Source organism: Bradyrhizobium sp. HKCCYLS20291 (assembly GCF_051167715.1).
Taxonomy (GTDB): domain Bacteria; phylum Pseudomonadota; class Alphaproteobacteria; order Rhizobiales; family Xanthobacteraceae; genus Bradyrhizobium.
In genome coordinates, this window is the sequence record NZ_JBNPTO010000027.1 from 14,398 (window position 1) to 34,945 (window position 20,548).

Here is a 20,548-nt window from a genome sequence, read left to right on the forward strand (position 1 = left end):
ACTATAATGCGCAGCAATACCGGATGCCAGCGCGTCGCCGTCGAACCCTTCGATGATGGTAACGCACTCATGCTGGTGCAGACGACGAGGACGTGGCATGGCGCGTGATCCGCAGGCAGCCCTGGTGGCGCTGAACCGCTTCGGCTTCGGCGCGCGCGGCGGCGCGTCCGGCGATCTCGTCAATGCGGCGTCGGATCCGCGCGGCTTCGTCAAGGCCGAGCTCAGCCGTCCCACCGGCGCGCTGCTCGAGGTGCCGGGCCTGCAAGGCACCCCGGCACTTGCGGAGGCGGTGTTTGCCTATCAAGACGAGGTGAAGCGGGCGCGCGAAGCGGCGGCAAAGTCGGAGCCGCCGCTGGAGCAACCCGGCCAGACGCGTGGCCTGTCGATGACGACCGCCGACGCGCCGACATCAGCACCGTCGGCAACCCCGACCCCCAGCATGACATCGGCGCCAGGTGAGGCGGCGCCTGCGATGCAGCCAATGCCAATGCCGGCCAAGCCTCCGCAGCAGCCGCTCAACGTGGTGCAGAAGACGTTCCGCGCCGAAGCGCTGGCGCGCTTCCAGCGTACCGTGCTCGCCGATTGCGGCGTCACCGAACGGCTGGTGGCGTTCTGGTCGAACCATTTCTGCGTCTCCGCGGGCAAGGGCGAGCTGGCGCGGATGTGGGCCGGCGCGTTCGAGCGCGAGGCGATCCGGCCGCATCTGCTCGGCCGCTTCGCCGACATGCTCAAGGCGGTCGAGCAGCATCCGGCGATGCTGTTCTTTCTCGACAACCAGGAATCGCTCGGTCCGGACTCGCGTGCCGGCCAGAACCGCAAGCGCGGCCTCAACGAGAACCTCGCGCGCGAGATCATGGAGCTGCATACGCTCGGCGTCGGCGGCGGCTATACGCAGGACGACGTGACGTCGCTGGCGCGCATCATCACCGGCTGGAGCTTTGCCGGCCGCAATGCCCGCAACGGCGCCCCCGGCAGCTTCGTGTTCAACGCCAATGCGCATCAGCCGGGACCGCAGACGCTGCTCGGCAAGATCTATCAGGACGACGGCCTCGCACAGGGCGAGGCCGCGCTCGCCGACATCGCGCGCCACCCTTCGACGGCGAAATTCATCGCCACCAAGCTGGTCCGCCATTTCGTCGCCGACGATCCGCCCCCTGGGCTCGTGGCCAGGCTCGAGGCCGTCTTCAAGAAGACCGACGGCGATCTCAAGGCGGTTACGCTGGCGCTGGTCGATGCCGATGAAGCCTGGTCCGCGCCGCAGACAAAGATCCGCTCGCCCTATGAGTTCCTGATTGCCGGCGGCCGTCTGTTGGCGCGCGTACCCGAGGACCCCGGCTTCTATCTCAATTCGCTCAACACGCTCGGTCAGCCGCTATGGGCGCCGGCGGGGCCGAACGGATTTGCCGACAGCAATGCGATGTGGGCCGCGGCGGAAGGCATGAAGCTGCGGCTCGACATCTCCGCGCAGCTCGCCTCGCGCCTCGGCAACAACCTCGATCCGCGCGAGCTGCTCGATCTCGTCGCGGGCGACGCGGCCTCGACCGAGACGCGACGGACCATCGAACGTGCAGAGTCGCGCCAGCAGGCGCTGGCGCTGCTGCTGATGTCGCCGGAATTCCAGAGGAGATGATGATGCAGCGGATCATGACCTCGCGGCGTCAGCTGCTGCTGGCAGGCGCGTCCTTCGCCGCCTGGGCCCATGTGCCGAAATTCGCCCGCGCCGCCGACCAGCGCGATCCGCGGCTGATCGTCGTGATCCTGCGCGGTGCGCTCGACGGGCTCGCCACCGTCGCGCCGATCGGCGATCCCGATTATGCCGGACTGCATGGCGCGATCGCGCTGGCATCCGACGGCGCGCATCCGGCGTTGCCGCTCGACTCGTTCTTTGCGCTGCATCCGTCGATGCCGGAATTCGCGCGCATGTATCGCGACAAGCAGGCGGCGGTGATCCATGCTGTCGCGACGCCGTATCGCGAGCGCTCGCATTTCGACGGCCAGGACGTGCTCGAAAGCGGCTTCGCCGGACCGGGTCGCGTGCAGTCCGGCTGGCTCAATCGCGCGCTGGAAGCCCTGCCGCGCGGCCCGCGCGTCTCCAGTGCGCTCGCCGTTGGACCGACCGCGCCGCTGGTGCTGCGCGGCTCAGCGCCCACCGTCGGCTGGGCGCCCGTGACCCTGCCGCAGGCCGACGACGACACCGCGATGCGGCTGGTCGATCTCTATGCGCATCGTGATCCCGCGCTCGCGTCAGCCTTGTCGCAAGGGCTGAAGCTGGAGAAGGTCGCGTTCGGCGACGACATGAAGCCGAAGCCCGGCGGCAACCAGATCGCGGCGATGCGCCAGGTCGCGCGCGGGGCCGCGAAGCTGATGGCGGCCGATGATGGTCCGCGCATCGCGGCGCTGGCGTTCGACGGCTGGGATACGCATGCCAATGAAGGCGGCGCAATCGGGCGGCTCGCACAACTGCTGTCGGGCCTGGACGGCGCGCTCGCCGAATTCGAGAGCGGGCTCGGTCCGCGCTGGCGCGACACGGTGGTGGTGGTCGCAACCGAGTTCGGCCGCACCGCGCGGATCAACGGCACGCAGGGCACCGATCACGGCACCGGCACGATCGCGCTGCTCGCCGGCGGCGCCGTGAAGGGCGGCCGTGTCGTCGCCGATTGGCCTACCCTGAAGATGGCGAGCCTCTATCAAGGCCGCGATCTCGCGCCGACCACGGATCTGCGCGCGGTGTTCAAGGGCGTGCTCACCGATCATCTCGGCGTCAGCGAGCGTGCGCTCGGCGACAGCGTGTTTCCCGAGAGCGCGACCGTGAAGCCGATCAAGGGGCTGGTGGCGTAAGTCCCCGCCTGCGGCGCATCGCTCATGGCCGCCTTCGATCGTGTCAGACGTCGATCATGCAAGACATCGATCGCGCATGACAGCGCCGCACCGGCCGCGCTGTCCTGAGGCGCATTGCGGCGTGAAGTCTGCTATTCCTGGACCCGCGGCACATCATCCAGGAGACCACCATGTTCATCGCCATGAATCGTTTTCGCGTCGCCAAGGGCTCGGAAGCCGCCTTCGAGCAGGTCTGGCTGTCGCGCGACAGCCATCTCGACAAGGTGCCCGGCTTCGTCGAGTTTCACCTCTTGAAGGGACCGGAGGCCGAAGACCACACGCTCTACGCCTCGCACACCATCTGGGCCTCGAAGACCGCCTTCGAGGACTGGACCAAATCCGAAGCCTTCCGCATGGCCCACAAGGGCGCCGGCGACAACAAGCCGCTCTATCTCGGCCCCCCGCAATTCGAAGGATTTGAAGTGAGGCAGACGGTGGGTGGGAAGAAGTAGCTCGCCACGCTCGGACAAGGGCATTCTGTTTCGACACCGATGGTACTAACCTCTCCCCGCCCTTCTGCGGGGAGAGGTCGGATTGCGCAGCAATCCGGGTGAGGGGCATGGCACATGCGGAGCGCAGGTCACAGATCCATCGGACTCGCATCGGCGCCGCCGACTTCATCTTCAGCGATGGAATTAGTCCTTGCAGATGTCGGCACCTCCCGTGCCGCTGCCCCTCACCCCAACCCTCTCCCCGTGAAGAACGGGGAGAGGGAGCGCACCGGCCGTGCTGCAGCCGCTCGGATGACACGCTCAACGAAAAGAGCCGCGACTGGATAATATCAGTACGCGTGATTGAGTGGTTGATGTTGCCTCCGGCATGTCACTAAGGCAATCTATCTCGACACGGACGGTTCAACCTCTCCCCGCCCTTCTGCGGGGAGAGGTCGGATTGCGTAGCAATCCGGGTGAGGGGCATGGCACATGCGGGGCCCGGATCTCAAATCCATCGGACGGGCACGACGGCTCCGCGTCGATCAGACGGATGCGGAGACGCTGCTGTGGAACAGAATTCGCAACCGTCAGCTGGATGGTCATAAGTTTGTTCGGCAGCTTCCAGTCGCTGGATACATCTGCGATTTCGTTTGTCGGGATAAGAGTTCGGTCGTCGAGGTCGACGGTGGACAGCACAACGAGTCCAAGCAGGATGTCGTTCGTGATCGCCGTTTGGCAGAGGAAGGTTATCGGGTGGTTCGCTTCTGGAACAACGATGTATTGGGGAACATCGAAGGCGTGCTCACGGTTATCCAGCAAGAACTCTCGAGCGATGATTAGTTCGTCGAGCGGAGGCGACACCGCCCGTGCGGCTGCCCCTCACCCCGACCCTCTCCCCGTGAAGAGCGGGGAGAGGGGGCGCAGCGTCGATTGGGGCGGCAGCTAGCGTAGACATATTCAGCAACCGCTTTCCCATAAAAAAAAACGGCCCCGGTCAGAGACGGCGTCTGACGGGGACCGCTGAAAGCGCGTGATCGGTGACGGGGGTGATCAGGCGCTGGAGGGGAGACTAGGCTCGCGGCGTGACGGCTGCGTGACAGCTGCTCGCGCTACAACGCTTTCCGGTAGACGATGAAGCCGGAGCGTTCGGCGAGCTTGTCGTAGAGCGCCCGCGCCGTCGTGTTGGTCTCGTGGGTCTGCCAGTAGACCCGCGGCGCGCCGGCCTGCCGGGCTTCTGCATAGACCGCCTCGATCAACGCGCGCCCGACGCCCTTGCCGCGGGCGGCTTCGCTCGTGAACAGGTCGTTGAGATAGCACAGCGGCGCGATCGTGGTGGTCGCGCGGTGATACAGATAATGCGCAAGGCCGATCAGCTCGCCGCGGCTCTCGGCGACGAGCGCGTGCACCGGCTCACCGGGATCGAAGAAGCGCTCCCAGGTGACGGCGGTGATCTCGGCCGGCAGAGCGGTCGGACCCGAGCGGCCGTAGAAGGCATTGTAGCCGTCCCACAACGGCAGCCAGCGCTGATAATCCGCGCGCGCGATGGGACGCACCGTGAGTGCTTCATGCATGAGGGCTTCACCCGCTGTTGGCCGTCAACGGGTTGTCGATACGCGGAGAACGGCTGGCGATCAATCCGTGACCGGCGACGCCGGATCCGGCGCCGGAGGCCTCACCCGCTCGGCGAGGATCGTCCGATCTTCCGCGGTGAGCGGCGACAGCGAAAGCTCGCCGCGCCGCTCGATGATGACAAGCAGTGACGCTGCCAGCAGGATCGCGAGTGCCAGAGTCACGGCAACGATTACGACCGTTGATTTCATCGCCATTTGGAGCGCGAGACAATCATCGCCTGTTGTCGCGAAAACCGCGAAGGGTTGTCAAAATGGCTTCCTGCTAAGCGGGGATCGACATGAGCGTGCGGATCGAAATCATGGCCAGGCTGACGCTGACGCCGAGCGACAGCGTGCCGGCGGCAATGCTCGCGGCAACGACGCTGGTCAGGCGCGGCGGGAGCGTGAGTGTCGCGGTATCGTGAAAGCCTTCGCTGGCACGCGACGGCTCGTCGGGGCGTCCCGGCCGGAGTGACCAGGCGCGGTCTCGGACGCAAGAGACGTTCGGAACGGAAGCACGACGCCACCCGTACATTAGTCGAATCCCTTACCTGTACATCGGCGAGCGAATCACTAGCAGAGGTAAATTCTGCAGTAATGACAGGCAGGATTGCGGCGGTGGCGGGCTGAAAACGGCGAAAGGATGGCGTTGAAGGTATCTGTTCCCGCCTGGACGTGTATTTTCTCCGCGCTTCTACGGGCGGCCGGTAGTCTTACGGGCCGCGTCCTAACCGTAATCTGCAGCGATTCCGGCCGAATCGATCAGGGCCGGGTGCCAGTCCATCGCGACGAATCCCGGTGTCTGTTCGACCCGGCGCAGCCAGCTGCGGATCCTGGGGAAGGTCGAGAGGTCGAAGTCGCAGCGGTCAGCGACATGCGTGTAGCCGTAGAGCGCAATGTCGGCGACCGTGAGCTGCCGCGCGGCGAAGTAGTCGTTGCTCTTGAGATGATTTTCCATCACCTGCAGCGCCGCGTAGCCGCGCTCCATCCAGTCTTCCAGCGCATGGGTCTGCAGGTCGCGTCCGCCTTTCACCAGCAGCAGCCAGAAATAGGCGGCGCCGATGTTGGGCTCCAGCGCATGCTGTTCGAAGAACATCCATTGCAGCGCTTCGGCGCGCTCGATGCGCGACTCCGGCACCAGCGGCGTGCCGCCGGCGACATACCACAGGATCGCGTTGGATTCGGCGATGAAGCGATCCTCACCGACCTCCAGCAGCGGCACCTGGCCGCTCGGATTCTTGGCGAGGAAGTCCGGCGTGCGGCTCTCACCGCGCAGGATGTCGATCTCGATCGCTTGATAAGGCGCGTTCAGGAGCGCCAGCGCAAGGCGGACCTTGTAGCTGTTGCCTGATCGCTGCATCGAATAGAGCTTGTACATCCGGCCAATGTCGAGTTCGAGGAATCATTCGCGGCGCAGAATCACGCGACGGGACGCCAGATCGTCCCGCAATGCGGCCAGACAATGATGCCGATGGACGCGGGCTGCAAGAGCCGATGGATGGAAAAAGTCGAAAAGCACTACTGCAGTGCACGCGCGCGCAACAACTTTCCATCAACTTCGAGCAATCGAGATCACGCTTGTGCGATACGCACGTGTTCTCCGCTGATCTCGGTGGTCCGATCGGTGGACGCGCGGCGTAGCGTCAGCGCAAACAGCCCGATCAGCACGATCAATCCGAGTGGAATCGTGGTGAGCCCCGCGATGCTGCGCGACAGCAGCGGCACGATCCACGCCGCTGCCAGCAGGCTGATCTCATAGTCGCGGAAGCCATGGGCCAGGCCATGCCGGACGAAGAACACGATCGCGACCGAGATGACCATGAGGTCGTAGTCGAGCACGTAGGGCGTCGCCAGCAGGCTCGCGCTCGCCAGCGCCGACGCCTTGAGATCGATTGCAGCGTCGCTCTGCCACAGCCAGGCGAGGCCGGCGGCGAGCGATAGCGCGAGCAAGCCCTGCACGGTGTAGGCGGTGCGGATATCAGCTCCCCAGTGACGCGCGGCTGAAAACGCCGACTGGATCTTTTCCCAGCCGGTGCCGCCTTGTTCGAGAACGACGTTCTGTGTGAAGCTCATCGACTGGAAGAAGGCATGCCAGACATCGCTGCCGAGCACGGCGAAGCTGATCGCGACCAGGGCCGCGACCGTGGCGGCCGCGGCTGCGATCGTCGGCCATCGTGTGCCCGCGACCAGCGCCACCGGGATGAGCACACCGAATTGCGGCTTGTAGGCAAGGAGCCCGATCAGGATGCCGGCCAGCCACGGTCTGCGATCGATCAGCAGCAATGCGCCGCCGAGCAGCGCCGCGGTGAAGAACGCGTTCTGGCCGTGGCCGATGTTGACGAACACGGCTGGAAACGCTGCGGCGACGAGCAGCGTCTGGGGACGCGGCAGGATTGCGCGCATCACGGCGAGATAGGCGATCAGGCTCGACACCACCCACAGCGCCAGCCCGCCCGCATAGGGCAGCAGGGCGGTGATCGCGGCGATGGCGAAGAAGAATGGGGGATAGTGCCAGCCGAAAAATGGCACGTCGCGGCCGTCGAACACGGCCTTCTCCATCGCGTGCTGCAGCGGCGGGTCGTAGGCGTCGGCCGCCTGGCCCTGAAGGGTCAATACGCCTGCCGCATACACGTTTGAGAAATCGGTGCCGAGCGGCTTGCCGTTGCGGTCGATCAGGCCATCGGACAGCGCGATCCAGCCGGCGATCGCGGCGACCGTGACGGCGAGCAGGATCCAGCTGTAGGACTTGATCCGTGCGACCGTGAGCCAGTCGCCGGATCGCAGGGCGCACGCGAGAGTGGTCATTTCGGCCTGAAAATCGGGACAATCGTGGGCCCACGCTAGCGGGGTGGCTTTAACGTTCCCTAAAGTCTTGGGAGCCATGTGCCCAAGCTTCTTGCGATGCAGCGCGCGGGGCCTTACAAATGGGCGTTTCCCTGACATGAACCGTCGTGGCCCGAAACCGGGTGATCCACGACGCCTGCATAGGAGCTGATGATGTCCTTTCTCGCCGCTGCGCTCGACCGTGTGAAGCCGTCCGCGACCATCGCGGTCACGGATAAAGCGCGCGTCCTCAAAGCGGCGGGCCGCAACGTCATCGGTCTCGGCGCTGGCGAGCCGGATTTCGACACGCCCGACAACATCAAGCAGGCCGCGATCAAGGCGATCCAGGACGGCAAGACCAAGTATACCGCGGTCGACGGCATCCCCGAGCTGAAGGAAGCCATCATCGGCAAGTTCCAGCGCGAGAACGGCCTGACCTACAAGCCGAACCAGGTGATCGTCGGCGTCGGCGGCAAGCAGGTGCTGTACAACGCGCTGATGGCGACCATCAATCCCGGCGACCAGGTGATCATCCCGGCGCCGTACTGGGTCAGCTATCCCGAGATGGTGGCGCTTGCCGGCGGCGAGCCGGTGCCGGTGGTCTGCACTGCCGCTGATGGCTTCAAGCTGCAGCCGGCTGCGCTCGAGAAGGCGATCACGCCGAAGACCAAATGGCTGATCCTGTGCTCGCCGTCGAACCCGACCGGCGCGGCCTACACCAAGGCGGAGCTCAAGGCGCTCACCGAGGTGCTGGTCAAGCATCCGCATGTCTGGATCATGACCGACGACATGTACGAGCACCTGGTCTATGACGACTTCGTCTTCACCACGCCCGCGCAGGTCGAGCCGTCACTGTACGATCGGACGCTGACCGTGAACGGCGTCTCCAAGGCCTATTGCATGACCGGCTGGCGCATCGGCTATGCCGGTGGTCCGGCGCAGCTGATCAAGGCGATGGCGACGATCCAGTCGCAGTCGACCTCGAACCCGTGCTCGATCGCGCAGTGGGCAGCGGTGGAAGCTCTCAACGGTCCGCAGAACTTCATCCCGGCGAACAACAAGGTGTTCAAGGAGCGCCGTGACCTCGTGGTCTCGATGCTGAACCAGGCCAATGGCATCGAATGCCCGCGGCCGGAGGGTGCGTTCTACGTCTATCCGTCCTGCGCCGGCACGATCGGGAAGACCGCGCCGTCGGGCAAGGTGATCGACAATGACGAGGCCTTCGTCACCGAGCTGCTGGAGACCGAGGGCGTTGCCGTCGTGCACGGTTCGGCGTTCGGCCTCGGCCCGGCGTTCCGCATCTCCTATGCGACCAAGACCTCGGATCTCGAGGATGCCTGCAAGCGCATCCAGCGCTTCTGCGGTAATCTGAGGTAATTGGGCAACAACCCGCCCGAATTTCGGTCGGTCAATTTCCACTCGGGAAAGCGCCATGTTTTGAACATGGCGCTTTCCTTTTGTCCGGACGAAGTTGCGTTGCGTAAGGTTGGAGTTCGATGCGGCTGCTTGTGCTGTCGATCGTGGCGATGGTGATGATCGTGCCGCTCGCGCAGGCCCACCAGGGCCGGCCGATGCGAGCGGGGGTTCTGGAGTGCGAGGGGCACCGGACGACCGGCAGGCTCGTGATGTCGCAGGCCCGTCTGCGTTGCGTCTTCCGCAGCCAGGGTCGCGCGCCCGAGCGTTATGTCGCCCGTGTTCGCCGCTACGGGCTCGATCTCGGACTGACGGATCAGACCAGGATGGCGTGGGCGGTCTACGCGCCCGTGAATGATTTCGGCCGCAGCGAGCTGCGCGGACGCTACGGCGGATTGTCCGCCAGCGCCGCCGCGCTGATCGGCTTCGGCGGCAGCTTCCTGGTGCGCGACAGCGATCGTGCCACCCAGCTGCAGCCGATCAGCCTGCAGGGGCAGACCGGCATGAACATCGCCGCTGGCATCACCGAAGTCGAGCTGGTGCCGATGCTGCCGATCCATCCAAGCCCGAGCCAGCCCTCGTCCTACTTCTCCCGCTACTATCGCTGAGCACCACGCCAACGCCTCGCAGCGGCGACGCTGGATCAGAGGTGGTTCGTTCAGCCTGATGAACGGCGTGTCGCTTCTGGTGCGGCTGTAAGCCTTGTGGCATAGATGTGATCGCCCGTGATCGTCAGTTCGATCGACGGGGATGCATCACACCTTCATTTCAGCCGGAGTTTAGTCATGCGCTCGATCATCCTCGCCGGGCTCACTGCTGCGGTCCTCTGCATCGCCGGCGCTGCCGAGGCGCAGAATCGCGTGCGGGTCGGTGTCCTCGAATGCCGCGGCGGCGCCAGTGTCGGCTTCATCGTCGGCTCGGTCACGCATCTCGGCTGCGTGCTGCGCGCCGATGGCATTCCCGAGGACCGCTACGTCGCGACCATTCGCAAGGTTGGGCTCGATATCGGCATCACCCAGGAATCGCTGCTGGCCTGGGTGGTCTATGCGCCGGTCGCGCGGCTCGGGACGGGCGATCTCTCCGGCGACTATGCCGGCGCGCAGGGCTCGGCGTCGGTCGGCGTCGGCCTCGGCGGCAATGTCCTGGTCGGCGGCTCGGCCAACTCGATCGCGTTGCAGCCGCTGAGCGTGCAGGGGCAGGTCGGCCTCGCCGTCTCGGCCGGACTCGAGAGCCTCGAATTGCGTCCGGGGCGCTGATCTTCCCTTTGCCGTGAACACTCGCTCTTCCCGCAATTGTGCGGGAAGAGTGACGGACTCTTTGCGCTGCAGCATTGTTTTTCGCGAGCCACCTGCTTGCCAAAGCAGCCGGCGAGGCAGAGCATTCGGCTTTGCCGACCCAATCACGGGCCGAGCTCCAGAAACAGGAGGCGGCGAAATGGGACAAGACCTGAGAAGTCCCCGAGGTCCACGGTGCATCGCACTGGTGGGCCCTTTCCAAAGCGGTAAAACCACTCTGTTGGAGGCAATCCTGGCGCGGACGGGCGCCATCGCGCGCGCCGGCAGCGTCGATGCCGGCACATGCGTCGGCGATGCCAGTCCCGAGGCGCGTCAACACAAGATGAGCGTCGCGATGACCGCGGCGAGCACGACCTTCATGGGCGACAGCTACACATTCCTGGATTGTCCCGGCTCGATCGAATTCGCGCACGACATGCGCGCTGCGCTGCCGGCGGTCGATGCCGCCATCGTGGTGTGCGAGGCCGACGAGAAGAAGCTGCCGCAACTGCAGATCATTCTCCGTGAACTCGAAGAGTTGCGTATCCCGCGCTTCCTGTTCCTCAACAAGATCGATCGCGCCAACGCGCGGATCCGCGAGACGCTCGCAACCTTGCAGCCGGCCTCGCGCGTGCCGCTGGTGCTGCGCCAGATTCCGATCTGGCATGGCGAATTGATCGAGGGCTTCGTCGATCTCGCGCTGGAGCGCGCCTTCATCTATCGCGAGCACAAGGCGAGTGAGGTGATCGCGCTCGAAGGCGGTGATCTCGATCGCGAGAAGGAAGCGCGGTTCTCGATGCTGGAGAAGCTCGCCGATCACGACGACGCGCTGATGGAGCAGTTGCTGGAGGACATCCCGCCACCGCGCGACGCCGTGTTCGACGATCTCGCCCGCGAATTGCGCGAGGGGCTGATCTGCCCGGTGCTGCTCGGCTCGGCGCTGCGCGAGAACGGCGTGCTCCGGCTGATGAAGGCGCTGCGCCACGAGGCGCCCGGCATTGCCGACACCGCCAAGCGGCTCGGGGTGAAGGAGACCAAGGAGGCGCTCGGCTACGTCTTCAAGACGCTGCATCTGCAACACGGCGGCAAGCTGTCGCTGACGCGCGTGCTGTGCGGCCATCTCGACGACGGCGCGACGGTGCACGCCGCCGCGGGCGAGGCGGGGCGTGTCTCCGGCATCCTGGCCGCGACCGGCGCCTATGACAGCAAGCGCGCGGCGGCCGCGGCCGGCGATACGGTCGCGCTCGGCAAGCTCGATGCGGTCAAGACCGGTGATACGGTTGCGACCGGCAAGCTCGCGCCGGCGGCGCTGGCCAAGATCGATCCGTGTCCTCCGGTGCTGGCGATCTCGATCGCCGCCGTCGACCGCAAGGATGACGTCAAGCTCGGCCAGGCGTTGCAGCGGCTCCACGAGGAGGATCCGTCGCTGACCATGGTACAGAACCCGCGGACCCACGACACGGTACTGTGGGGGCAGGGCGAGATGCATCTGCGCGTCGCGCTCGAGCGGCTGCGCGATCGCTTCGGCGTCAACGTCAAATCGCACACGCCGGCGATCGGCTATCAGGAGACCATCCGCAAGGCGATCACGCAGCGCGGCCGGCACAAGAAGCAGTCCGGCGGCCACGGCCAGTTCGGCGACGTCGTGCTCGACATCAAGCCGCTGCCGCGCGGCGAAGGCTTCCAGTTCACCGAGAAGGTGGTCGGCGGCGCAGTGCCGCGCAACTACATCCCGGCGGTGGAGGAGGGTGTCGTCGATGCGTTGGTGCGCGGCCCGCTCGGCTTCCCCGTGATCGACGTGGCGGTGACGCTGACGGATGGCTCCTATCACAGCGTCGATTCCTCCGACCTCGCGTTCCGGACAGCGGCGCGGGCCGGCGTCAGCGAGGGCCTGCCGCAATGCGCGCCGGTGCTGCTGGAGCCGATCCACACCGTGGAGATCGTCTGCCCGAGCGAGGCCACCGCCAGGATCAACGCGATCCTGTCGGCCCGGCGCGGCCAGATCCTGTCGTTCGACACCCGTGACGGCTGGCCCGGCTGGGATTGCGTCCGCGCGATGATGCCGGAAGCGGAGATCGGCGAACTGATCGTCGAGCTGCGCTCGGCCACCGCCGGCGCCGGCAGCTTCACCCGCCAGTTCGACCACATGGCCGAAGTGACGGGCCGCGCCGCCGACCACATCATCGCCTCGCACCGCGACGCGGCGTAGGGCCCTGCGCCAGCGCGCCTGAAAGCCGGCCCGTCAAGCTTCTCGCCTCGAAGCTTGGCGGGCCGTTGTCGCTCTGTGCAGCAGCGGAGCGAGCGGCAGCGCTCGCCTGGCCGGATACGACGCCGTAGTCATACGGGAACGGCATTGGCGGCGTCCCCGCACAGTCTCGAATGATGAGCAATCCTAGAGACTTGGAACACGCGCCGGCCGCGTCACGCGGCCTTGCTTTGGTTACCAGCGGCTTTCCGGCGGCCGCGCGTTAAGCACTGGGTAACTACGAAAATTCAAGGTTCCGAGGATGTTCCCGGCGCTGCGCTGAAGGCGCGGGGCCGTTCGCTCAATTTGCCTCGGGGCGCGTAGGATGTGGTCGCGGTGGCGCGATGCTGTCATCTGTGTCGGTGCCGGACTCGCCGCCTTGACCGCGGCGAGCTCGGACGCACGGGCGCAGGCGATCGCGCCGAGCCAGGTGACACCGCCGAGCCTGCGCCCGGCGCAGCCGCCCGCCGGCGCCGTCATCGTGAGTCCGCGGACATCCCCTCTGACCGCACCGCCCGGCGCGCGTGACCTGACCGTGCTGATTGGCACGGTGCTCGTCGAGGGCTCCTTTCCCGAGCTCGCCGGGGCTTCCGAAACCTTCACGGCCCAACTGACGGGCAAGCGCGTCAGCGTCGAGGCGATCTATGCGGCCGCGGCCCGGCTCGAGCAGGCCTATGTGCAGGCCGGCTTTTCGCTGGTGCGCGTGGTGCTGCCTGCGCAGCATCTGGTGGATCGCGGGCCGCTGCGGGTGGCCGTGATCGACGGCTTCATCGAGCAGGTCGACGTCTCGGCGCTGCCGGCGCAGGTGCGTGGCGTGATCCAGCGACGCACCGCCGCGCTGGTCGGACGCCGTCATGTCACCCAGGCGCAGATCGAGCATGCGCTGCTGATCGCGGCCGAGGTGCCTGGCGTCAAATTGAAGAGCTCGCTGGCGCGCGGCGTGGCCGAGGGCGGCACCCGGCTGATCCTGGATGGCGAGCATCATCTCGTGTCGGTCTCTGCTGGCACCGACAACCGCCTGTCCAAGTCGCTTGGGATCTGGCAGGCGCGCGGGTCGGTCACGGTGAACAGCGCGCTCGGGTGGGGCGAGCAGGTCTACGCATCGGCCGGCAGCGGCGCAAATCCCAACGATTTCGTTGCCGGCCGTCCGCCGCTGCTGCTCTATGGCGTCGGCGCGGTGCTGCCGTTCGGCAGCGACGGCCTGACCGTCAATCCCGAGTATACGAAGTCGATCACGCGCACCGCGGCGGCTGCGAACGTGCCGGCGACGCTCGGGACGTTCGAGCGCTATTCGCTGCGTCTGCGCGATCCGATCAGGCTGACGCGGACCGGCTCGCTGTACGCCAACGCGGCGCTCGAGCTGATCGATCAGCAGTCGCAGGCCTCCGATTTCGGCGTCGCGCTCAATCACGATCATTACGGCGCGCTGCGCCTGGGCTCCGAATACGCGACCATGCTGCCTTGGGGAGCCGGAGTGCAACTGGGCGCGCAAGGCTCGTTCGGTCTCGGCGGCCGCGGGACGCTCGACGCCGACGCGTCCGGCATCCCGCTGTCGCGGCAAAGCGCGAGCCCGCAATTCGTCAAATGGTCCGCCAACGCCCGGCTGTCGCAACCGTTGCCCGGCGGGCTGCAACTCGATGTGCTCTCCGCCGGCCAATATTCGCACGGCCGCCCGCTGCTGCGGCCCGAACAGATTGCGCTCGATGGCAGCGACGCGCTGACCGCCTTCGCCTCGGGAACATTCACCGCCGACCAGGGCGTCACGTTGCGCGGCGAGCTGTCGCGTGCCTTCGCGCTTCCCTTCAACACCAGCAGCATGAACCTGTCGCCCTATCTGTTCGGCGCCTACGGCCACGGCTGGATCGTGAACGCGACCGCGCTCGAGCAGCCGAGCTTCAACGCCGAATCCGTCGGCGCCGGCGTTCGCAGCGGCCTCGGCGCGGCGACCGGCTGGACGGCCGCGAACCTCACGCTGGAGGTGGCGCGCGGCTTTACCGATCTCGCTGGCGTCAAGGCTGGATGGAGGGGGACGATGCTGCTCAACGTGGCGTTCTGAACGGCCCGCTTCCGCGCCGCGCCTCGTCGTGGTGACCAAGGCGCTAACGCGGGAGCTGCCTCGATCGAGAAAGCTTTAATCGAATATCAGTTCGAACCGGGTCGAATCCGGTTTGTTGCGGCCGCAACATGGAGTTCGGGGTTCTGGGGCGCGGCCCAGGGCCCGCATATCGGTGTCGAGTATCGAGTATCATGTTGATGTGCAAAGCTCGGACGCAGCGATCTCAGGCCGGCACCCGCCGGCGTCTCAGCGCAGCCGTCCTGCTCGGGACCGCGTCGGTTCTGGTGCTGTCGTCGCCTGCCGGCGCTCAGAGCGCGCTGCCGCAGGGCGCCTCGGTCGCCTCGGGCCAGGTGAGCTTCTCCAATCCCGCCAGTAACGCGCTGACGATCACCCAGAGCTCGGCGAAGGCGATCGTCAACTGGAACAGCTTCTCGGTCGGCAGCAATGCCAGCGTCAACTTCGCGCAGCCGAATGCCAATGCGGCGATCCTCAACCGCGTCACCGGCAGCATCTCGTCGACGATCGCCGGACAGATCACCGGCAACGGCCAGGTCTATCTGGTCAACCCGAACGGCATCGCGATCACGCCGACCGGCAACGTGCGGGTCGGCGGCGGCTTCGTCGCCTCGACCCTCGATATCAGCGATGCGGACTTCAACGCCGGCCGGCTCAGTTTCAGCGGCCGCGGATCATCGGCCGCGGTCAGCAATGCCGGCACGATCAGCGGTGCGGCCGGATCCTATGTCGGCCTGATCGGCGGCTCGGTCAGCAATAGCGGCACCATCAGCGTGCCGCTCGGCAAGGTCGGCCTCGGCGCCGGCGAGCAGGTCACGCTCGATCCGAGCGGTGACGGCTTCCTGCAGGTCGCGCTGCCGACCAGCGCCACGGCGGCGGGCGGCAAGGCGCTGCTCGACGTCTCCGGCCGGATCAGGGCCGCCGGCGGACGGGTCGAGATCAGGGCCGCGGCCGCGCAGCAGGCCGCCCGCGACGTCGTCAATGTGTCGGGTACGGTCTCGGCCCGCTCGGTGTCCGGCCGCTCCGGCAACATCGTGCTCGGCGGCGGCGGTGGCGCCGTGACGGTCTCCGGCCGGCTCGCAGCCAATGGCGGCCGCCGGCATGCCGGCGGCACGATCGTGGTGACCGGCAGCAGGGTGGCGCTGACCGAGACGGCGCGGATCAGCGCCAACGGCAGGAGCGGCGGCAAGATCCTGATCGGCGGCGACCAGCGCGGCGGCAGCGATGCCGCGGCCAAGCTGGTCGGTGCCGATGTCCAGAACGCGCAGACCACGACCGTCGCGCAGGGCGCTGTGATCTCGGCCAACGGCAGTGGCGGCGATGGCGGCAAGGTCGTGCTGTGGTCCGACGAGTTTACCGAGTTTCGCGGCACGATCAGCGCAACGGGCGCTGGCACGGGCAATGGCGGCGCGGTCGAAACCTCGAGCCACGGCGTGCTGAACTATCGGGGCACGGTCGACGTCACCGCGCAGAACGGCCGCACCGGGACGCTGCTGCTCGATCCCTACGACATCACCATCTCGACCGGCAGCGACACCACGGTGTCGAACGCCGGCGGCACCTACTCGCCGACCGCCAACTCGTCGATCCTTTCGGTCGCGACGCTGCAGACCGCGCTCGCAAGCGCCAATGTCACCGTCGACACCGGCAGCTCCGGCGCGCAGAGCGGCAACATCACGCTGGCCAACGCGCTGACCTGGAGCAGCGGCAATTCGCTGTCGCTCAATGCCGCTGGCGCGATCCTGCTCAACGCCGGTATCACCGCGAGCAATGGCAGCCTGCAGCTGACCGGATCGCAGATTTCCTTCAACAGCTCGGTCAATCTCGGCGGCACGCTGACCGCGACTTCGACGGCGAGCGGAGCCAATACGGCCCTCAGCTTCAATGGTGGTAGCATAGCCGTCGGAGCCGGCTCAAGTACGGTGAGCGGCACCTCCAGCACAGGTTATGGAGCTCTTCTTGCGGGCAACACCAGCCTGACAACGACCGGCGGCGGAACGCTGGTCGTCGGAGGCACGAACACGGGAAGCACCACGACGGCGGCGACGGATTTCGCGCCTGGTGCAAACCTGACCACCGCCGGATCCGTCAGCCTGAACAGTACCTCATCGTCCTACATCGGAATGGAGTTTGAGGGCAACAATACGGTCACGGCGTCCAGCGGCAATTTGACCTTCAGCGGTCATGCGACGAGTGATGCAGGGCTTCAACTGCGAGGCACGGTGTCCATCGTCAACTCTGGCGTCGGCGCGCTTGGGTTGAACGGCACGACAAGCAGCTATCGGGGGCTTGATTTCTTCAGCGGCTCGACCGTCACCGTGTCCGGCAATGCTGCACTCGCTGGCATTTCCAGCACTGGAACGGGAGCTTTCTTCGGATCGAGCTTCGATGTGACCGGTGGGAACGTGAGTGTGAACGGCACCTCCACAGCAACGACCGGAACGGGGGCCACGATCGGCCTTCGACTCGCCAGCGCAACCGTCAGAAATTCCGGGAGCGGCACGCTGTCTCTGACAGGAACGTCCAATGACAGCGGCGCAACTACGAACAGTGGCAGCGTTGGTGCATTGATGACCGGAGCCACCGCGCTCTCCAACACGGGCGCGGGCAGCTTCACCGTTACCGGACTCAACACCTCCGGCTACGGAACCCAGATCAAGAGTGGCGCGAGCATCACAACTTCGGGGGCGATCGCCATCGCTGGACAGTCCGGCGCAGGGGATGGTGTGAACGTGGGCTCAACGACCTCGATCACCGATCAATCCGGAGATCTGACCGTCACGGCGACTTCAACGTCAGGTACCAGCTTGAATCTTGCGTCCGGGACTGTGACGCTGGTCAACGCTGGCGCAGGAGCTATGTCGCTGGCCGGTACCTCCGCCGCTTCCGCCCAGTACGGTATTGCGATCGCTTCCAACCTGACCACCTCGGGCAACATCACGGTCACCGGCAACAACACAAATGCAGCCTATGGCCTCTATCTCAATGGCACGACGATCACCGACAATGCCGGCAACCTGACGCTCAACGGAACAGCCTCCAATAACAATGCGGTCTGGATCCAGGGCAATACTTTGGATCTCGTCAATAATAGTGCCGGCACGCTGCAACTCACCGGAACTACGCCGAGCGCAACCGGTCGCGGCGTCCGTTTCAACACCGGCGCCAACCTGACGACGTCGGGCACCGTGACGGTGCATGGCACATCCAGCGGCAGCGATGGCCTGTCGTTCAAGGGCAGCAACACCATCACCATTGCGAGCGGCACGCCGACCCTCAGCGGGACTTCGACCTCTGGAAATGGCGTCTACTTCCAGGGCTCCGCGACGATCGACAATCAGACCGGCGCGGCGATCACCTTCGCGGGGACGAGCTCGAGCGGGTATGGATTGAAGATCGAGAACGGAGCGAATCTCACGAGCCACGGCGCCGTGCAGCTCTCCGGAACGAGCGCGAGCGGATTGGGCCTGGTCGCCGTGGGTGGCGACACGCTCACAGCGGCTTCGGGGGCGCTGAGCCTGTCGGGAACCAGCAGCTCGACCGACGGCATCAATCTCACGTCGGGCGGATCGATCGGCACCTCGGGCGCCGTGTCGATGACCGGCACCTCGACCAGCGGCACGGGGCTGGTGCTGAATGGTGTGAACACGATCACCGATAGCGCCGGCAATCTGACCTTGGCCGGATTGTCGACCTCAGGGCATGGCGCCTTCCTCGCGGGAACCTCCGCCCTGACCAATGCCGGCGCCGGGACGTTCTCGCTGACCGGAACCAGCACCAGCAGCCAGGGCTTCGTCGTCTCCGGCGCGACCGTGACCACCTCCGGCAACATCGGCATCTCGGGAACGTCGAACAGTGGGGTTGCGATCTACTTCCTGGGCGCGAACGCAATTTCCAGCAGTGCCGGCAATGCGACCTGGTCCGGAACCTCGCAGAGCAATCATGGCGTCTGGTTCAACAGCGGCAGTTCGAGCCTGGTCAATTCCGGTGCCGGGACGCTCGGCCTCAGCGGTTCGAGCAGCAGCTTCAGCGGCATCGCCTTCAATGGCGCGACCAGCTTGTCGTTGTCCGGCGGCGTCAACATGTCCGGCTCATCGGCAAGCGACGCCGGCCTGTATTGGCTCGGCAGCAATGCGCTTACCATTGCCGGCGGCGCGCCGACGATCGCGGGGACCTCGACGACCGGTGCAGGCATCTCCCTCGCGAGCATGACCGTCGACAATCAGACCGGTAGCGCCGTGACGCTCGCTGGCAACAGCACCAGCGGCTCGGGGCTCACGATCGGAAACGGAGCCTCACTGACCACCATCGGAGGCGGCGTCCAGTTCTCGGGCTCCAGCAGCAGCGGATCGGGTCTCGTCGCCGGCGGCAGCAATGCGATCACGATGACATCAGGCGCATTGACGCTGTCGGGAGCCACGTCATCCGGAGCGGCGTTCGGCTATGACATGTCGGCCAGCGGAACGACGATCACCAACAACGGCGCGGGCGTGCTCACGCTGGCCGGCAGCGGTGGCGGCAAGCTCGGAGCCACGATCACGTCCAATGCTGCACCCGTGGTGCTCACCGGGACCGGGACGGTGACGCAGACCGGCGGCGCCGTCACTACCACCGGGCTGAAGCTTTCGGGCTCGGCAAGCTATGCGCTGAACGCCAACAATCTGGTCGGCACGCTGGCGGCCAGCGGAATCGGCTCGCTCGGCTTCTCCAACGCGCAAGCTCTGACGATCGGCACCGTGCAGGGGACGACCGGGATCAGCGCGAGTGGCGCCGCTACCGTCCTCACCACAGGCAACCTGACCCTTGCCAGCGGAGCGATCGTCTCCGCCACGAGCCCGGTCCTGTCCACTGCGCTGGCCTTCATCAACAATGCCGGCGCTAACGCCGTGACGGCAACCTCGGGCCGCTGGCTGATCTATTCCAGCGCGCCGGGCTCCGACAGCTTTGGGAGCCTCAACAGCGGCAACACCGCGATCTGGAATGCGACCTATGCCAGCCTGCCGCCCGCCAGCGTCACGGCCTCGGGCAACCGCTATCTGTTCGCGATGCAGCCGACGCTGACCTTCAGCCCGATCAGCTTCAGCAAGACCTACGGCGCCGATGCGACGGCCACGCTGGCGACCAGCTATGGCGTGTCCGGCTATCAGTCCGGCGCCGCCAATGCCTTCCTCGGCGATGCCGCCGCAACGGCCTTCACCGGGGTGCCCTCGTTGACCTCCGGCGGGGCGGCGGCGACCGCAGGTGTCGCCGGCAGCCCCTATGCGATCAACGTCGCACAGGGCTCGCTCGCGTCGGCTGCGGGCTATGCATTCGGCTTCGGCAGCGGCGCGTTGAGCGTGACGCCCGCGCAAGTGATGGTGCGGCCGCTCGGCGGCACATCGGTGATCGGCGTGCCATCCTCCGATCCCGGGCTTGCGGCGACCGGCCTGCAGAACGGCGAAAGCGTGAGCGTGCTCACGGGCCTGTCGAGCAGCTACGGTATCACGCCATGGACGCCGCTCGGCAGCTATGCGCTCACGGTTGCGGGGACTCAGACGAACCCGAACTACGTCGTCGCTGCGACGTCGTCCGCCGTGTGGCGCGTGACCGTGCCGGACATGCCGAACCTGGCGCCGAGCCTGCGTGGCGGATCCGCCACGTGGGTCTGCACCACCTCGGACTTCGGCGGAGGGCCGACCCGCTCGACCTGCGGTTGGCAGATGTCGAATCGATGATGAGGCCGACCGGTCCGATCCGACACGCGGCCTGACCTCAGTCCCGGGCCGCGAGGCCAGCGTCGTCGCCGCGGTCAGATGCCGATG

15 protein-coding genes are annotated in these 20,548 nt (G+C 66.3%); 11 read left to right on the forward strand and 4 right to left on the reverse strand.

All coding sequences use genetic code 11. The features are described from left to right. Positions 1 to 97: 97 nt before the first annotated feature. The 4 genes from ACQR07_RS35105 to ACQR07_RS35120 all read left to right on the forward strand — a co-directional run bounded on the left by ACQR07_RS35105 (position 98) and on the right by ACQR07_RS35120 (position 4,151). Positions 98 to 1,630 (forward strand): DUF1800 family protein, encoded by a 1,533-nt coding sequence (locus ACQR07_RS35105; protein WP_434906617.1) that lies wholly within the window; start codon positions 98 to 100, stop codon positions 1,628 to 1,630. After that, positions 1,627 to 2,838, forward strand: coding sequence for a DUF1501 domain-containing protein (locus tag ACQR07_RS35110; protein WP_434906618.1), 1,212 nt, complete (start codon positions 1,627 to 1,629; stop codon positions 2,836 to 2,838). Before ACQR07_RS35105 ends, ACQR07_RS35110 begins: the two co-directional genes overlap by 4 nt. A 170-nt stretch (positions 2,839 to 3,008) precedes the next feature. Then, on the forward strand, positions 3,009 to 3,329 hold the full coding sequence (locus tag ACQR07_RS35115) for an antibiotic biosynthesis monooxygenase family protein (protein WP_009026294.1): 321 nt from the start codon (positions 3,009 to 3,011) through the stop codon (positions 3,327 to 3,329). Positions 3,330 to 3,800: 471 nt separating this feature from the next. Further along, positions 3,801 to 4,151 carry an endonuclease domain-containing protein gene (locus tag ACQR07_RS35120; RefSeq protein ID WP_434906619.1) on the forward strand — a complete coding sequence of 117 codons (351 nt, stop codon included), beginning with the start codon at positions 3,801 to 3,803 and terminating at the stop codon, positions 4,149 to 4,151. A 269-nt stretch (positions 4,152 to 4,420) separates the two neighbouring features. On the opposite strand, the gene ACQR07_RS35125 is transcribed toward ACQR07_RS35120, so the two are convergent. Both ACQR07_RS35125 and ACQR07_RS35130 read right to left on the reverse strand, forming a co-directional pair. After that, on the reverse strand, positions 4,421 to 4,882 hold the full coding sequence (locus tag ACQR07_RS35125; RefSeq protein WP_434906620.1) for a GNAT family N-acetyltransferase: 462 nt from the start codon (positions 4,880 to 4,882) through the stop codon (positions 4,421 to 4,423). A 60-nt stretch (positions 4,883 to 4,942) separates the two neighbouring features. After that, positions 4,943 to 5,137 carry a hypothetical protein gene (locus ACQR07_RS35130; protein WP_434906621.1) on the reverse strand — a complete coding sequence of 65 codons (195 nt, stop codon included), beginning with the start codon at positions 5,135 to 5,137 and terminating at the stop codon, positions 4,943 to 4,945. A gap of 83 nt (positions 5,138 to 5,220) precedes the next feature. On the opposite strand from ACQR07_RS35130, the gene ACQR07_RS35135 reads away from it, so the two are divergent. Beyond that, positions 5,221 to 5,346, forward strand: coding sequence for a hypothetical protein (locus ACQR07_RS35135; protein WP_434906622.1), 126 nt, complete (start codon positions 5,221 to 5,223; stop codon positions 5,344 to 5,346). A 302-nt stretch (positions 5,347 to 5,648) separates the two neighbouring features. Here ACQR07_RS35135 and ACQR07_RS35140 read toward each other — a convergent pair whose 3' ends face one another. Next, positions 5,649 to 6,299 (reverse strand): glutathione S-transferase family protein, encoded by a 651-nt coding sequence (locus ACQR07_RS35140; protein WP_434906623.1) that lies wholly within the window; start codon positions 6,297 to 6,299, stop codon positions 5,649 to 5,651. A gap of 194 nt (positions 6,300 to 6,493) precedes the next feature. After that, complete coding sequence (locus ACQR07_RS35145) at positions 6,494 to 7,726, reverse strand: glycosyltransferase family 87 protein (protein ID WP_434906624.1); 1,233 nt, start codon at positions 7,724 to 7,726, stop codon at positions 6,494 to 6,496. Positions 7,727 to 7,918: 192 nt separating this feature from the next. Here ACQR07_RS35145 and ACQR07_RS35150 point away from each other — a divergent pair, with 192 nt between their 5' ends. From ACQR07_RS35150 to ACQR07_RS35175, 6 genes are all read left to right on the forward strand, one after another. Then, positions 7,919 to 9,121, forward strand: coding sequence for a pyridoxal phosphate-dependent aminotransferase (locus ACQR07_RS35150; RefSeq protein ID WP_434906625.1), 1,203 nt, complete (start codon positions 7,919 to 7,921; stop codon positions 9,119 to 9,121). A 119-nt stretch (positions 9,122 to 9,240) separates the two neighbouring features. Next, on the forward strand, positions 9,241 to 9,765 hold the full coding sequence (locus ACQR07_RS35155) for a DUF992 domain-containing protein (RefSeq protein ID WP_434906626.1): 525 nt from the start codon (positions 9,241 to 9,243) through the stop codon (positions 9,763 to 9,765). 177 nt (positions 9,766 to 9,942) lie between these two features. Then, positions 9,943 to 10,413, forward strand: a complete 471-nt coding sequence (locus ACQR07_RS35160) for a DUF992 domain-containing protein (RefSeq protein ID WP_434906627.1) — start codon at positions 9,943 to 9,945, stop codon at positions 10,411 to 10,413. A 178-nt stretch (positions 10,414 to 10,591) separates the two neighbouring features. Beyond that, on the forward strand, positions 10,592 to 12,640 hold the full coding sequence (locus ACQR07_RS35165; protein ID WP_434906628.1) for an elongation factor G: 2,049 nt from the start codon (positions 10,592 to 10,594) through the stop codon (positions 12,638 to 12,640). 415 nt (positions 12,641 to 13,055) lie between these two features. Then, on the forward strand, positions 13,056 to 14,732 hold the full coding sequence (locus ACQR07_RS35170) for a ShlB/FhaC/HecB family hemolysin secretion/activation protein (RefSeq protein WP_434906629.1): 1,677 nt from the start codon (positions 13,056 to 13,058) through the stop codon (positions 14,730 to 14,732). 197 nt (positions 14,733 to 14,929) lie between these two features. Continuing rightward, positions 14,930 to 20,461: a beta strand repeat-containing protein gene (locus ACQR07_RS35175; protein WP_434906630.1), complete on the forward strand. Its 5,532-nt coding sequence runs from the start codon at positions 14,930 to 14,932 to the stop codon at positions 20,459 to 20,461. The last annotated feature ends 87 nt before the right edge of the window (positions 20,462 to 20,548 follow it).